This window comes from Pseudoalteromonas sp. Xi13, from assembly GCF_003952205.1.
Lineage (GTDB): Bacteria > Pseudomonadota > Gammaproteobacteria > Enterobacterales > Alteromonadaceae > Pseudoalteromonas > Pseudoalteromonas atlantica.
The window spans coordinates 1,252,905-1,268,958 of record NZ_CP034439.1 but is presented as its reverse complement, the minus strand read 5'-3'; the positions used below and the strand labels follow the sequence as shown (position 1 = coordinate 1,268,958).

The following is a 16,054-nucleotide window of genomic DNA, read 5'->3' as shown; positions in this document are numbered from 1 at the left end:
CCCATAAAAAAAGGGCTGAATAAATTCAGCCCTATATATCAACCTGTTTCTAATTAATATTAGAAGCTAATTGAGTAGTTTACACGGTAATCACGACCAAAGTTATTGTAAAGGTCTTGGTTATCCCATGTACCAGCTGAAGAAAGAACTGGGTCTTCGTCAGTTAAGTTACTTACAGTAAATGTTACAGCGCCGTAAGGACCTGCATTGTAGCTGTAAGTTAAGTTATGGATTAACCAGCTATCTAAATCACCTGATTGCTCGTAGAAACCATCGCCATCTTCATCAACTTCAGTTTCAGACGTGCTTGCTGTGTAAGTAGAGTTCCAAGATACTGTATGATCATCAAGTGACCAAGAAATTGTTGCTACTGACTTAAGATCAGGTTGGCCAGACCAACCAGCAGTGTCTTGTACAACACCACCTACTTCAGAATCGTATGAAAGTGTTACACTATTAACATTGTTAAAGCGGAAGTCACCAAAATCAGTCTCTACGTTTGCATTAATAGTGAAATCAAAACCTTCAATTTCAAAACCAGCACCGTTAAAGTAAGAAGTACCTGCTTCGATTAGCGTACCTGAAGCAGAGCGCTTAAGGTAGAAAGTTTCATCAGACGTATCTGTATCAACACCTACTGCAGTGATTAGGCCAGCAGCCTCATCAGATAATAAGCCTTGTAGAGATTTAGACTGAATAACATTATCAATAGAAAGTTGGAAGTAATCTAACTTAAAGCTTAAGTTATCGTTTACATCCCATGCCACACCTAAGTTGATGTAATCTGAAGTCTCTGCCTCAAGCTCAGAGTTCTGAGTATAGTATGTGTTGTACTGACGTGATGTAGTAGAACCGTTATTATAATCGATTGCAGATTCAGCAGAGAATGTACGTGCTGCATTAAGTAAATCAAGGCCTGGTGCACGGAACGACTCAGAGTAAGAACCACGAATCACTACGTTATCAGCAACCTGCCAGCGAGCAGATACTGCTGGAGCAACGTTGTCACCAAAGTCAGAGTAATCATCGTAACGAGCTTTTAAGTTCACTTCTACTGTATCAGAAACTGGTAGTACTGATTCGAAGAAAACAGCTGTCACATCACGGTCACCCATTGAAGAGTTACCAGCAGAGCCACCGATTAAGCCAGCTTCAGATTGACCATCGTAAATATCTTCGTAAGTTTGTTCAAAATATTCAACACCTACATAGTGAGCAACAGCACCACCTGGTAGTTCAAATAAGTCAAAACCTAAACCAGCAAAGTATTGGTCAAAAGTAGAGCCTGAGTTTTGTAACGTAGTCGACTTCATGTTGGCAATGCCTTCATCAGAGCCTAAATCGATATCGTTAGCTTCGTTGTATGCTAAACCACTGTAAGAAAGGTAGTACTCACCTACAGATTTGTTATCTGCTTTATTGTGGTGGTAGTAAACTTCCCAAGAAGCGTTGTTCCAATCTAAGTCACCACGTAAACCAGCTGTTAAATCTTGGTTGTAATCATCTACGTTACCATCACGTGTACCAATACCTACCCAACGGAATAAACCATATGCACCGTCTTCACCGTATGGGTTATGCGGGTTATCAGCTGCCATGTTTTCCCATGCTGCAGCCGGTGGAGCGTAACGACCAAATGAAGAGTTTTGTACAAACATTGTTTGAGCAAAGAACTCTATGTCGTCTGTTAGCTCGTAGTTAGCACTAACATATAATGTGTTACGGTCAATTGATGCTGTGTTGTAAGATACATTAGCGAATGCATACATACAGTACTCAGAACCTGGGCCCCAATCTTCGTTTGCATCAACGCGGCGGAAAGTATCTTCACCGTATTCAGAGATTAAATCATCACATAAAAGTGAAGCTGACGCTGTAGCAAAATCAGGTGAAAGTACAGTAGCGCCAAAGTATGACCAACCTACAGTATCTGCAGTGTAAGCTTCAATGTCGCCATCACCGTCTAAATCACCAAGCTGAGCTTTAGTGTAGTCACGGTCAGCATCTGAAATACCTTTACGAGATTGGTGATCGAAAGAGAATGTAATGTTACCTTTATCGTTTGAAACACCACCAACTACAGAAAATTCAGTTGAAGTAGTGCCTTCATCTTGGTCACGGTGACCCGCGCCAATGTTGAAAGTTAAACCTTCAAAGTTCTCTTTCATAATTACGTTAACAACACCTGCCATTGCATCAGAACCATAAATAGAAGATGCACCTTCAGTCATGATATCGATACGTTCAACAGCAGCCATTGGAATAGCATTAAGGTTAGCAGAAGCACCACCTAATGTTGGTGAACCTGGGAAACGGCGGCCATTTAAAAGTACTAAAGTACGACGTGAGCCAGCACCACGTAAATTGATAGTTGCTTGAGATTGTGCTGAGCTACCAGAACGCTCTGAGAACGAACCGAATGAGTTTAATGAACTAGAACGTAGGGCATCTGCAACTGTGTAGTCACCTTCTAGCTTGATATCAGCAGAAGTAATAGATACTACCGGAGAAGCACCCTCTAAATCTGTACGTTTGATACGTGAACCAGTTACTTGGATGCGTTCTACTTTCTCTGCAGACTCTTCTTCTGCAGCAAATGAACTTGACGAAAATGCAGCTGTTGATACTGCACCAAATGCAATCGCTAAGCGAACTGCCTTTGAAACTTTATTATTTAACATTTGATTCTCCCTGGGTCACCACTTGTTAGAAGCGACTATTATTTAATTATTTTTTGTTGTCACAGTTTGTTAACAGTGACTAAACCAAATACTAAACAAAAAATATCTAAAAGCCAACTACTGTTAACCAAATATTAATTAAAAAAAGGTTTTTTATTGTTTTTTAGCTTAGATGAGGAATAACTGTACAAAAATAAAGCTAAAGCGTAGATTATGTAATCAAAAATTGCATTAATAGGTACAAGTTAGAATAGTTCGAACTGTTTTAGCTCGAAACTGTTTACGTTAACGTTAACAAATTGCGTAACCATTTCTAATAAAGGTACAATTTGTTTGTCTATATACAATGGGTAGTCGTAGCTATGCAGCCCTTGATACAGCTCAACACCGTGGGTTGTGTAAACAAATGTAACAAATTCACCTCTTTTTAGCGTAAATTCACTATTTTGTCTCTGAAACTTTTTTACTGCTTGCACATGTGGAGGGATATTTTTTTGATAGTCGGTTAAGTTTTGACCTAAACGTTTTTTAAAAACCAGCAAATGATCAAATTCGCCGCGTAAAAGTTTACTAATGTAATCGTTTACAAGGTCATTTATTTGCTCTGGTTGCTCAAAAAGGAGGGTAAATAAATCAAATTGAAACTGTTGGGCCAGTTTAGTCCAGTCACTTCTTACGGTTTCTAAGCCTTTAAAAACCAATTTTGATTCATCCGGCTTTATTAACTGACCCACATAGCGTTTTTTAGACCCCACACTTTTACCTCTTATGGTGGGTAAAAAGAAGGGGCTGTAAAGCGATTCAAACTCTATTTCTAAATGGCTAGTTAAATTATGTTTAGCGTGTATGTTTTGCTGCCACAATGTGTTTATGTGTTTAGCTAACTGTTTACCTATTTTATTACACGCCTCAACACTTAAATCATCCGTTAATTTTACAAAGGTCGAATCGGTATCTCCGTAAATAACACTATAACCTTGCTCTTCAATCCACTTTTTAGTTTGCAGCATTATCTCATGACCACGCAAAGTAATAGAGCTTGAGAGTCGAGGGTCGTAAAAACGACAGCCTTGTGAGCCTAATACACCATATAAACTGTTCATTATTATTTTAATGGCTTGGGATAGCATTAAATCGTGATTATCTTTTGCCCGCTGACGCTGTAGCGCTAGGCTTTTTATAAGCGCTGGTAAATGGTGCTGCTCTCTTGAAAACAATGCGTTATTAAACCCTTCAATACTGTTTTCAGGGTTTTCAATCCCTTCTATTAGTCCAAGCGGGTCTATATAAAAGGTTTGCATAATACTGGGGTACAGGCTTTTAAAATCAAGCACGATGACATTTTTATACAGCCCCGGTACCGACTCCATAACATAACCACCTGGGCTTTCAAACGTCAGCCCATGGTCGCCCATATTAGGTGCTACATAACCGCTGCGATGTAATAAAGGCAAATACATGTTTACAAAAGCCGCCACTGAGCCGCCGCGCTTTTCCAGCTCAAGGCCTGTTAATTGTGTGCGAATAACAGCAAAATCGAGAAGTTTTAGCTTATCGAATATTTTATTAACGAGTATGCAGTCTTGGCGATTGTAGTTAGCGAGCGCGAGTTTATCTTCATTAAATTGACGAATAATTTCTTGTAAGCTGTTGCTAGCTTCAATTAATTTAGACTCGCCTAAAATTTCTTTAGCTACATTAGCAAGTGAAAAAGTTTCAAAACTATAAGTGGCATTTTTTAGAGTATCAATGCCATCAATTACACAGCGCCCGGGAATAGAAACCCTTGTAAAATGGCCTTTTCGAACATATAAAGGAAGGTTTCCTCTTCCTAGTAATAGTTTTACCCCAAGTGCCACAGAGCGCTCATAAATAACTGCAAAATCAAACTCAATAACATTCCACCCAATAATAATATCTGGGTCGCACTGCTTAATAAGTGTTACAAGTTGCTGTAATAGTGCAACCTCGTCTGCGCACCATATAATAGTATAACCAATCACTGGTTCGTGATGCTCAGGCTCTCCAATCATGATTACGCAATCTAAACCACAGCCTACCAAGCCAATAGAAAACAACACCCCACTTTCATTGCACTCTATATCAAGTGACAACTTAGAAAGCATAGGCGTATATTCGGCATTGGTTTTTAATTTAGCATCTAAAATTTCAGTGTAATGTGCATGATCCACTCGTTTACCCGTGATCCACGCTCCGCCTTTAATAAAGCGCTCCATTAAATAGCGCTCAATGGGCCTTATATCATCTTCATAAAGTGTAATACCGCGACTTTTTAACGCTTTGCTCGCGCTATAAAAGTGTTTGAGTGAGTAAAAGTAACAGCCACACATATTTTGCTGCTGAAAATTTTTAAGTGAAAGAGGTTTAATTAAAAAGTTTAGTGATTCGGCAGATAAAATGGCTTGAGCTGCTTTTGTATCTGAGTTTTTTATAAAAAATAGTGCGGTTTCATTCTCAGAAATTGTCTTTATTGGTCCATTATCTGTAGCAAACCAAATTTCATATTGTAAACCCTGAGCGCTATCGTGCGCTTGTGCAGAAAGTACAAAACCAGATGTTAAATACACTATCAATAAACCTTACTTATATTTTGTTTTGCTACTTTAGGGCCATGAACGTTAAGGATTGAAAATTGTTCAACCTCAAAATATAAACAGGCCATAATAGGGAGTAATTTATAAACTTAAAAAATCGCCGCATTAATTTACTAAATTAATTTCATCCTTGCTTGTAGTTACACGGTTATAACTCTAAAATCCATACACTGTAATTATATACATATTTTAGGTTTATCTCCCCATGCTTTCTGACCAACTAAAAAAAACAATTAGGCAAGTACACCAGCATGTGGCTAGTAACCTTACTGATTACCGCCCACGCAGTAGCCAAAACTACCTTGTTGCCGAAATAGCAAAAACACTGGCTGGCGAATACCATAAAAAGCAGCGAATATGTGTTATTGAGGCTGGCACAGGGACTGGTAAATCACTTGCTTATTGTTTGGGCGCGTTACCGCTTGCCCTTGCTCAAAAAAAGAAGCTGGTTATTTCTACTGCAACCGTGGCCCTGCAAGAGCAATTAATAGCAAAAGAGCTGCCTTTTTTTAAAAAACACTCCGGGCTCGACTTTAAGTTTGACCTAGTAAAAGGTAGGCAACGCTATATTTGTGCCCATAAATTACATAACGCTGTTAATGGCGATAGCCAAACGCAAATGGAGTTTATGCCCACACTTACCTCGCCGCTAAGTGATATGGAAACTAAATGCTTAAAAGGCCTTTACGATGCCTATGTAAATAAAAAATGGCAAGGCGACAGGGATAGCTGGGCCGACACCATACCCGGTAGAGTGTGGAACTTAATCGCATGCGATAAACACGCTTGCCAGCGCCAAATGAAAGCCCATCAAACCTGCCCGTTTCAGCTTGCTCGTAATCAGCTTATGCAAATGGATGTGCTAGTTATTAACCATTCACTGCTACTGGCAGATTTGGATTTAGGGGGCGGTAAAATTTTACCCGAGCCCGATAACACCATTTATGTAATAGATGAAGCGCACCACCTTGCGCATATTACCCGCGACTTTTCATCGGCAGCGGCCACTATTAAAGGCACCATTGATTGGCTCGATAAGCTCACCAAATTTAGTGGCAAAATGTCTAAGGTATTAGTGGGTCAAAAGGCCATTGGTCAAAATTTCAAATTGTGCGATAGCATTAACGATGCTAATAAAGACTTAAAAGTGGTGCGTGATATTCTCGATAACGCCGACTTTGAATACTCAAAAGACGATACATATCGTTTTGAGCATGGCGAAATACCAAAATCATTGCACAACAAAGCTAAAGATATAAGTGACGCCACTCTAGATGCTCTGCGTTGTTTAAATAAAATGCACGATACCCTCACTCAAGATGTAAGCGATGGCGATATAAAACCCTACGTTGCCGACCCTGTTTTGGCCGAAAGCGGACACTATATAAACCGCTTAGAGCAATTAAATAAGCTGTGGTATAGCTATGCAAATAAAGGCGAAGGCACACCTCACGCAAGGTGGATCAAACGTTTAGAATATAAAAACCATCACGATCACCTATTAAGTGATTGCCCTATCGAAGTTGGCTACTACTTAAAAGACAAGCTATGGAATGAATGCGCAGGGGCGGTATTGTGCTCGGCAACTTTAAGTGCTCTCGGTTCGTTTGACCACTTTGCCTATGAAAGCGGATTAGCAAAAGAAGAAGGCGTTAAGTTTATTAAAGTGCCCTCACCTTTTGATTACCCTAAACAAGCAACCTTGCGTATTCCGGTAAGTAAAATTGAGCCAACCGACAAAGCATTTAGTGACCATATAGCGCAAACCTTGCCTGAGTACTTAAATACAAAAAAAGCTAATTTGGTATTGTTTGCCTCGTACTGGCAAATGGACCATGTGGCTAAGTTTCTTAGAACAAAAGGTTTTAACTTATTAGTGCAAGGCGAAATGTCGCGCGAGGCATTATTAAAAAAACACACCCAAAATATTGATAGCGGTAAAGGTAGTATTTTATTTGGTACGCAAAGCCTCTCAGAAGGGCTTGATTTACCTGGTAAATATTTAGAAAACTTAATAATTACAAAAATACCGTTTGCAGTACCTACATCACCAATAGAAGAAGCCCAAGCCGAATTTGTACAAAGTAAAGGCGGTAATCCATTTTTGTCTATTACGGTGCCCGATGCAGCAAAGAAATTGGTACAAAGCTGTGGTAGACTGCTGCGAAAAGAGAGCGATGAAGGCCGTATAACTATTCTCGATAGACGCTTAATTACCAAGCGCTACGGCAAAGCCATGCTCGACACCTTACCACCTTTTAAAAGACAAATAGATTATTAATGTTTGAACTTGCTTTAGATCCCACAACATTGGCAGTTTTATGTGCCGCGGCCCTTGCTGCTGGCTTTATTGATGCAATTGCCGGCGGCGGTGGCTTATTAACAGTCCCTGCACTACTCACCGCAGGCTTGCCACCGCATGTAACGCTTGGCACCAACAAGCTTGCGGCAAGCTTTGGCTCATTAACGGCCAGCTACACGTATTATAAAAAAAATCTATTTAGTCCTAAATTTTGGGCAAACTCCATTTTTGCTACAGCCATAGGCGCTGTGATTGGTACGTTAATAGTCGATCACTTAAGTATTGAATTTTTAAATAAGCTTTTGCCTATCATTATTATTATGGTGGCCTGTTATAGCTTGTTTGGTAGTTTAAGCACCACACAGGGCGATGATTTACCAAAAGTAACACCAGTACTTAAACTAAAGCAGTGGTTGCAGGGTTTAGCGTTAGGTTTTTTTGATGGGGTAGCAGGCCCAGGCGCCGGTACTTTTTGGACCGCATCTAATAGTTTATTTTATAAAATGAGCTTACTGCTTAACTGTGGTTTAGCCCGTTCAATGAACTTTGTATCTAATTTTATATCGCTTATTACCTTTGTGGCACTTGGTCATGTAAACTTTTTATTAGGCCTTATCATGGGCTTTTTTATTATGTTAGGTGCTTGGATTGGTGCTCACTCAGCCATTCGCTTTGGCGGTAAGTTTATTCGCCCTGTTTTTAACACTATGGTTATACTGCTAGCATTAAAACTGATTTACGAGGCTTATTTGTAAATGCAAACCCACGCGTTAGATAAATTACGCCAACAAGTTGCTACGCTTAAACAACAAGCTGAGCAATTTGACAGCGCAAAGTTGTTTTCTAAAAACCGCTATATGCAGGCGCAGCCTAGTTTATTTGACCGCGGCGTATTTAGTACTAAAAGCATGAACTTAACTGACTACGTAACAGAAATTGAAGACGAAATTACCAGCTTACCACCAAGTGATCACCGCCATGCTTATGCTTATGCACTCGAGCGCATAGGTAATCAAGTACAAGCTGTATTTAGTGTTATTAAATCGACCCCCATCTGGGCAAAAGAAAACAAAAGCCAGTACAAACCTAGACCCAAAAATACGGTTTATAAGCAAGCCGTAAAAAAAATAATGCAATCGTCGCACGAGCTATACGACGAGCTTAAACAAAACCACGAGTTTGAACGACGCTTAGTGTTAATGATTGAAGAGCGAAAATTACAAATGGAAAAAGCCAGCCCAGCGCAAGCACAAAAACTTAATATGGAAATTTTAACCACGCATGCGCGTTTAGGCCGCTGCCGTAAAGCTATTTCGGCCACCGAAGATAAAATTCAACAAGTCGAAAAACAACAATTACGCTAATGCAGCTTTTTTACCACCCGCTTTACAGTGCTTTAACGCTTCCTGAGCGCCACCGTTTTCCTATTCAAAAATACCAAATGCTAAAAGCAGAAATAAAACGCTTAGGCTTTGGGGCTACACAGTTTAATACACCAACCAAAGCTACGCCCGAGCAGCTTGCACTGTGCCATAGCCAAGATTACATAAATGATTTTTTAAACGCCACGCTCAGTAATAAAGCAATTAAAAAAATGGGTTTCCCGTATTCACGCGAATTAGTAGAGCGTACGCTACTTTCAGTTGGGGCAAGTATTCAAGGCAGCGAATACGCACTAAAACATGGTTTTTGCGCTAATTTAAGTGGTGGCTATCATCATGCATATAGCGATTACGGAAGTGGCTTTTGTATTTTTAACGATTTGGCTGTGGCTGGCGCGCATTTAATCAATACAGACCAAGCCGATACCGTATTAATATTTGATTGTGATGTACACCAAGGCGATGGCACGGCACAAATTACGCAACATAATAACGCTATAGTTACTTGCTCTATTCATTGCGAGCAAAATTTTCCGCGCTTAAAGCAACACTCCGATTACGACTTCGCCCTACCTGCCAACACATCAGATACCGAGTACTTAACAACGCTAAAACAAGCCCTCGAATTTTGCGTGCGTATTCATAACCCCGACATTATTTTATATAACGCAGGGGCTGATATTTACGAAAAAGACGAGCTAGGGTTATTTAACGTATCGCTTGAAGGGGTTTATGCGCGCGATCATTTTATTGTTAACTACTGCAAAGCCCATAACATCCCACTTATGTGCGCTTTAGGTGGCGGTTATCAGCGTAATTTAAATGCGTTAATTAATGTTCATAAACAACTATTTAAAGCTGCTATCGATTTATTTTAGTGCTTAGTATACACTCAAATAAACGGACTCTATAAAAGGCGCTAGCACGATGCGACTGCACGACGACATACATAACTTTTACGAAAAAATTGTGGTTGAAGAAATCATTAAACGTAAACTAGATAAAGTTTACAGTGAAGATGTAATGGCCGATTTTTGTTGCACGGTACTTAATCAATTGCCGCCACGTTATATTAGATACGATGTAGATATGGCCTTTTATTTACCACAAAGTGAACGTATTCACATGGAAGAGCGCGTACAAACCGCTATTGATGTTGCTATTAGCCAAATTTCAAAAAAGAAAGATTTAGATGACCAGCCCACTTGATAACGCCCCTACACATGTAAAACTGGCAGTGGATTTAATTATGCTTTTGGAGCAGCACGAGGTTGCTCCAGAGGATGTATTAAAAGCGCTCGAAATTGTAAAAAGTGACTTTGAACAAAAACAAGCCACCGCTTAGCATTACTCTTTTGTTTGCACTTCGTATTTAGTCACAGTGCCCTCGTGTTTGTTACAATCAATTTTAATCTCGCCAAACGTGCGTCTTGGGGGTGTTGAGCGGCGGCACGTCATTTTTTGTGCTTTACTACCATATTGGCTTATGTACAACGCAACGGTTTCATCTATTTTAAGCTGTTGCGCCGAAGTGGCTGCGTTATAAAAGGTATTGTATTGCGCCTGCCAACTTTCAACTCCAGCCTCTTTTGCAACGCCTAGCCACCCCATACCCATGTTAGTGGATTGTGTTAAGTACTGCCCTTTTAAAAACATAAACGACAATGTGTATTGCGCGCTTTTATAGCCAAGTGCTGCAGGGTCTTTTAGGTACATAAAGGCTTGTTTATAATCTCCTTTTTTATACGCTTTTATGCCATTGTACTCATGTTTTTTCATGGTTATGTCATCGTATAAATTAATAGGCGTAGACCCACAACCACTTAATAAACCCACTCCCATAATTGCTGTGATCAGTAAATATCGGCTCATGACTATTCCTTTTTTATTATTTTTATATGCGAGTACCGAATCTGGCTTACAGTTAATGCAAAGCCTGTTACTCTGTAAATTAATTTGTATAATTAAAATACTATCATGAGCTTAGCAAGTTTACTTCGGTTATTTTTTCTGGCTGCAATTTGGGGCGCGTCATTTTTATTTATGCGAATGGCAGCAAACAGCTTAGGCCCAGCGGTGTTAATAGAGTTTAGAGTTGGCTTTGCCGCACTCACCCTCTTTATTGTGGCGCTGTACTTAAAACGCCGCTTGGCGTTTACTAAGCACACAAAGCACTTTTTTATAATTGGCGCACTTAACTCCGCCCTACCCTTTTTACTGTTTGCTTATGCCGCGCAAACGATTAGCGCCTCTACTTTATCTATTTTAAATTCTACAACGCCCATATGGGGCGCGGTGGTGGGCATTATTTGGAGCAAAACCAAACCGACTAAAAGCATGGTGTTAGGTTTGCTGTTGGGTTTAATAGGCGTGGCAATTTTAGTTGGGCAAAATCATTTTGTATTAAATAGTCAGTCACTTATTGCGATTGCAGCAGCGCTAAGCGCCTCCCTGTGTTATGCCATTGCATCCCATTATACAAAAAATGCCCCTAAGCTTGCCCCGTTCGATAACGCACACGGCTCTATGTGGGCAGCCAGTTTTATAGTACTGCCCCTTATACTTTTTATGCCAATGCGCGAAGTACCTAGTACCAACGTTATGCTTGGCGTATTAGCACTTGGCGTGGTGTGTACCGCACTTGCTTATATTTTATTTTTTAAACTTATTGACGATATAGGCCCAACCTCAGCTTTAACGGTCACTTTTTTAATTCCGCTATTTGGCATTTTTTGGGGGCATTTAATTTTAGATGAGCAAATAGGACCAAAGACGTTACTCGGCGCATTATTTGTTATTGTGGGTACTATGCTGGTTACTGGTTTTTTACCACGAAAAAAGCACTTAGCTAAAACAAGCAAAGTGCCTTAAATTTTATATAGCATTATAGTTTAAATAAATTGTGGGTCTTTTGGCGCGTCGTGGCGGCGCGTTATATAAAGCACACAGTCGGTTTGGCTATTATTGCTATAGGCTCTTACGTGCTCAATAGGCACTGAAAAAGTATCACCTTGGTTAAGCGTTAATACTTCATCACCTAAGTCTATTGTTACGCTTCCTTGATGAACAAATATAACCTCTTCTTCAAAGCGAATATGAGGCGCAACCTGTGCATCAGGTTGTAACTTTAACGCAGAAATATTAAAGCCATGAGGCCAATTTAGCTGTGTTTGAATACATGTTTTGGCGTTTAAATTACCGACTAATGGCGCTTCATATACGCCATCAAACTGGCTAAGGTACGAGCGTTTATTCCAGTTAAAGTTGCTGGCTTTAACCACTGTTTGTGACAGCTCTTCATCGGTTATTACTCTGTGCTGCGCTATTTGCTCTTGGCTGGTGACTGCCATTGGCTTTACACCATCGGGAATGGTTTCATTTAACGTGGTATCTACTAAGCTGCCATTTTCTAGCAAAATTAGTCCGTATTCTTTTGCCATGTCAAATACTTGCGGAGCCCAAAGTACTCTACCAGGGTTATCACTTCCAAGTACCGCATATAAATAGCCTACGCCGTCGCCAACATTTTCAAACCCTCTAAATATATCCATCGGGATCGAAATAATATCGCCTTCATTTAAAATTACCTTGGCATCTTTACCGTCAACACCAGTGTAAAAAGCCCACGTACCACTGTGTACTACAAAAATTTCTTCAGTTAAATGGCTATGCTGCGAATTTAAACACCCTGCAGGTTGGCGCGCACCACCAATATTAAACCCATGAGGAATAGAAATATGCACATGTTGATTTGGGTTTTCGGCAACGCCTGGGCCAATAATTGTAAAGTTTTCTTTTTGATCGCTCCCCGGCGAGCGTGTATCAATAAAGGCATTTTTACACGCAATTAAATCGTCGTATCGTACTAACCTATCTGCAAATACACTCATTACTCTCTCCTAAATTGGTTACTGTGCGGTCCAACCGCCATCAATTTTAATACTTGTACCGGTGATCATTGCCGAAAGACCGCTTAGTAAAAACACACAAGCATTGGCAATATCATCGGTTTGGGCAATTTTTTTCAGTGGGATCATGTCGTAAACAAACTGCTTAAACGTCGCATCTTCTAGCATGGGTTTGGTCATTGGGGTTTCTACAAAGGTGGGGGCTACGGTGTTCACACGCACATTTTTATCGGCAAGTTCAACCGCCATTGCTTTGCTCAACCCCTCTACCGCATGTTTGCTCATGCAATACAAAGTACGTTTAGGTGAACCTACAAACCCCATTTGCGACGACATATTAACCACCGCCCCAGCGCCAGAATTTATTAGCGCTGGCAGTGCCGCTTGGCTAATTTTGTAAACGCTGCGTATATTCATCGCAATTACGTCATCAATATTTTCATCTGTTTGCTCAAGCATTGGCGCAACCCGATTTATACCGGCGTTATTTAACAGCCCATCGAGTGTTTTTAGCGCCTTTAAGCGCTCAAAAAAAGCATCGCTATTTATATCTAGCGGCCAAATTTCTATTTGCTCAGGCGCGTATTGCTGCAGTGTTTGTAAATCACTGAGGGTACGTGCTACTGCAATAACCTGGGCCCCTGCATCTACGCATTTTTCTACGCATGCTTTACCAATACCTTTGCCTGCACCTGTCACTAAAATGGTTTTACCCACTAAAAGCGTTTTATCAAATCCCATTTGTTCACCTAAATTCTATATTGCATTCGAAGTCATTATTAATTAGAGTGCAGTTAGATGCAAGACATTATTTAACCAATACGTCTCATCAAATGTGTATATAACAACGACTCACTAAGGACACTAGCAATGATAAAGCATTTAAAAAAGGGTCAACCAATTGACTCAAAACAAAAACAAAATCAATCAGTAAGAGATATTGTAGAGAATATTTTAGCGCATGTTGAAACCGAAGGTGACGCAGCCATTCGTGAGTACTCTGAAAAGTTCGACAACTGGACTCCGGAGTCTTTCAAACTTTCAGAAGACGAAATTAAAGCCTGCTATACACAACTTGATGAGCAATTAATTAACGATATTAAGTGGGCGCAAAGCCAAGTACGTAATTTTGCACAAATACAACGTGACTCAATGAAAGACGTAGAGGTAGAAACTCTTCCGGGCGTAACCCTTGGTCATAAACATATCGCTATGGATAGCGTAGGCTGTTATGTGCCAGGTGGTAAATACCCGCTATTAGCCTCTGCGCACATGAGCGTATTAACCGCTAAAGTAGCGGGTGTTAAACGCGTAATAGCCATGGCTCCACCGTTTAATGGCAAGCCATCACCTGAAATTGTAGTCGCGATGGATATGGCCGGAGCCGATGAAATTTATTGTTTAGGCGGCGTGCAAGCGGTAGCTGCAATGGCAATTGGTACACAAACTATTGCGCCGGTAGATATGATAGTTGGCCCAGGTAACGCGTTTGTAGCCGAAGCAAAACGTCAGCTATTTGGCCGTGTTGGTATTGATTTATTTGCAGGGCCTACCGAAACCCTCGTTATTGCCGATGACAGTGTAGATGGCGAGCTATGTGCGGCAGATTTACTCGGCCAAGCAGAGCACGGCCCAACTTCACCGGCTATTTTACTCACCAACTCAGAACAACTAGCTAAAGATACAATCGCTGAGGTGCAAAGGCAGCTTACTATTTTACCTACCGCCGATATTGCAGGCGTAGCATGGGAGGATCACGGTGAGGTAATTGTATGTGACACCTACGAAGAAATGCTGCAAGTTGCCAACGACTTAGCGTTTGAACACGTGCAAGTGATGACCAGCAATACCGATTACTTTAAAGAGAACATGCAAAACTTTGGCGCTTTATTTTTAGGTCCGCAAACTAATGTTTCGTATGGTGATAAATGCATTGGTACAAATCATACACTACCCACAGGTAAAGCTGCGCGTTATACTGGCGGACTATGGGTAGGTAAATTCATAAAAACATGTACTTTTCAGCAAGTAACAGAGCAAGCCTCGGTGGTTGTTGGTGAGTATTGTTCACGATTATGTGCTGCAGAAGGGTTCGCAGGCCACAAAGAACAAGCAGACATTCGTGTAAGACGATATAGGAAGTAAATCTTGAAGCAAAAAAGAGTCACCTCATACGATGTTGCCCGTGTAGCGGGCGTATCGCAATCGGCGGTATCACGTGTTTTTAGACCCGGTTTTAGTGTGTCTAAAAAAACCCGTGAAAAAGTAATCGCAACGGCCAATGAAATGGGCTATCGCCCAAATGCTATTGCCCGTATGTTGATCACCAAACAATCGGGGATGGTTGCGGTTATATTGTCATCGCAAGCAAACCTGAATTACCCAGAGGTGCTTTCTGAGCTAAACAGAGAGCTGGCACTGCACAATAAACGTGTGCTGCTCTTTACACTTGATAACGCAGAAGAGCTAGATGAATTACTCGAAAACATATGGACCTTTCAGGTTGATGGTGTAATTGCCCTAGCTGCTCACTTTGATAGTAAAAGCTTAAACTTATTTGCTAAACACAGTACGCCTATTGTGCTTTATAACCGCCATGTGCCTGAGTCGAATGCAAACACCGTTTGCTGTAATCACGACAAAGGCATTAAACAGTTAATTGATTTATTACACGAAGCTAACCATAAATCGTATTTAATTATCTCCGGCCCTACCGACTCAGATGTTGCAAACGAGCGCAGAGAAATAGCCGAAAATTATTTACAAACCCTAGGCGTTAAAGACACGCCGGTTATTTATGGTGATTATGGGTATAAATCGGCACGCGACGCACTTAAAAAATGGTTAAAAAAACACCCCAAGCCCGATGCCATAATATGCAGTAATGATGCTATGGCAATTGGCGTAATTGATGAACTAAAAGAAAACTTTTGCATTAAAGTGCCCGACGACATGTCGGTTGTAGGATTTGATGGTATTAATGCCTCTTCGTGGTACAACTATCAAATAACCACAGTACAACAGCCAATGAAACAGCTTACTAAAGCCGCTGTTGATATTTTAATGGAGCGCATTGAAAACCCTCAAGCGGCTGCAGAAGTTCGGGTATTTACTGGTTCATTAATTGAAGGGAACTCTATTAAAAAACGTTAAATTAAGGAATTTT

General features: G+C 40.6%; 14 protein-coding genes. 9 read left to right on the top strand and 5 right to left on the bottom strand.

Annotated elements, in window-relative coordinates:
* Positions 1-59: 59 nt before the first annotated feature.
* Positions 60-2,681 carry a TonB-dependent receptor gene (locus tag EJ103_RS05715; RefSeq protein WP_029774024.1) on the bottom strand — a complete coding sequence of 874 codons (2,622 nt, stop codon included), beginning with the start codon at positions 2,679-2,681 and terminating at the stop codon, positions 60-62.
* 245 nt (positions 2,682-2,926) lie between these two features.
* Positions 2,927-5,269, bottom strand: coding sequence for a DNA polymerase II (locus tag EJ103_RS05710; protein ID WP_126006489.1), 2,343 nt, complete (start codon positions 5,267-5,269; stop codon positions 2,927-2,929).
* A 232-nt stretch (positions 5,270-5,501) separates the two neighbouring features.
* Between EJ103_RS05710 and dinG the strand changes: the two genes are divergently transcribed.
* From dinG to rsmS, 6 genes are read left to right on the top strand one after another with little or no spacing between them, the layout of a single operon-like run.
* Positions 5,502-7,577, top strand: coding sequence for an ATP-dependent DNA helicase DinG (gene dinG / locus EJ103_RS05705; protein ID WP_126006487.1), 2,076 nt, complete (start codon positions 5,502-5,504; stop codon positions 7,575-7,577).
* The gene (locus EJ103_RS05700) at positions 7,577-8,353 is read left to right on the top strand and encodes a TSUP family transporter (protein ID WP_096739873.1); all 777 of its coding nucleotides are present in this window, start codon (positions 7,577-7,579) and stop codon (positions 8,351-8,353) included. Before dinG ends, EJ103_RS05700 begins: the two co-directional genes overlap by 1 nt.
* Positions 8,354-8,962 (top strand): primosomal replication protein, encoded by a 609-nt coding sequence (locus EJ103_RS05695; protein ID WP_024033711.1) that lies wholly within the window; start codon positions 8,354-8,356, stop codon positions 8,960-8,962.
* Complete coding sequence (locus EJ103_RS05690) at positions 8,962-9,858, top strand: histone deacetylase (protein ID WP_126006486.1); 897 nt, start codon at positions 8,962-8,964, stop codon at positions 9,856-9,858. Before EJ103_RS05695 ends, EJ103_RS05690 begins: the two co-directional genes overlap by 1 nt.
* A gap of 49 nt (positions 9,859-9,907) precedes the next feature.
* On the top strand, positions 9,908-10,189 hold the full coding sequence (locus EJ103_RS05685; RefSeq protein WP_004585951.1) for a late competence development ComFB family protein: 282 nt from the start codon (positions 9,908-9,910) through the stop codon (positions 10,187-10,189).
* Positions 10,173-10,325: a pleiotropic regulatory protein RsmS gene (gene rsmS, locus EJ103_RS05680; RefSeq protein ID WP_024033713.1), complete on the top strand. Its 153-nt coding sequence runs from the start codon at positions 10,173-10,175 to the stop codon at positions 10,323-10,325. Before EJ103_RS05685 ends, rsmS begins: the two co-directional genes overlap by 17 nt.
* A 2-nt stretch (positions 10,326-10,327) precedes the next feature.
* On the opposite strand, the gene EJ103_RS05675 is transcribed toward rsmS, so the two are convergent.
* Entirely contained in the window at positions 10,328-10,852 is a 525-nt protein-coding gene (locus tag EJ103_RS05675) for a sel1 repeat family protein (RefSeq protein WP_126006484.1), read from the bottom strand.
* A gap of 105 nt (positions 10,853-10,957) precedes the next feature.
* On the opposite strand from EJ103_RS05675, the gene EJ103_RS05670 reads away from it, so the two are divergent.
* The gene (locus tag EJ103_RS05670; protein ID WP_126006482.1) at positions 10,958-11,851 is read left to right on the top strand and encodes a DMT family transporter; all 894 of its coding nucleotides are present in this window, start codon (positions 10,958-10,960) and stop codon (positions 11,849-11,851) included.
* Positions 11,852-11,871: 20 nt separating this feature from the next.
* Here EJ103_RS05670 and EJ103_RS05665 read toward each other — a convergent pair whose 3' ends face one another.
* Complete coding sequence (locus EJ103_RS05665) at positions 11,872-12,870, bottom strand: cupin domain-containing protein (protein ID WP_126006481.1); 999 nt, start codon at positions 12,868-12,870, stop codon at positions 11,872-11,874.
* An 18-nt stretch (positions 12,871-12,888) separates the two neighbouring features.
* Positions 12,889-13,629 carry an SDR family oxidoreductase gene (locus tag EJ103_RS05660; protein ID WP_054982250.1) on the bottom strand — a complete coding sequence of 247 codons (741 nt, stop codon included), beginning with the start codon at positions 13,627-13,629 and terminating at the stop codon, positions 12,889-12,891.
* Between the two features lie 129 nt (positions 13,630-13,758).
* Here EJ103_RS05660 and hisD point away from each other — a divergent pair, with 129 nt between their 5' ends.
* Together hisD and EJ103_RS05650 are read left to right on the top strand one after the other, a co-directional pair.
* Positions 13,759-15,033, top strand: coding sequence for a histidinol dehydrogenase (gene hisD, locus EJ103_RS05655; RefSeq protein WP_024033719.1), 1,275 nt, complete (start codon positions 13,759-13,761; stop codon positions 15,031-15,033).
* On the top strand, positions 15,034-16,041 hold the full coding sequence (locus EJ103_RS05650) for a LacI family DNA-binding transcriptional regulator (RefSeq protein ID WP_029772146.1): 1,008 nt from the start codon (positions 15,034-15,036) through the stop codon (positions 16,039-16,041). It abuts the gene before it with no gap.
* Positions 16,042-16,054 lie beyond the last annotated feature (13 nt).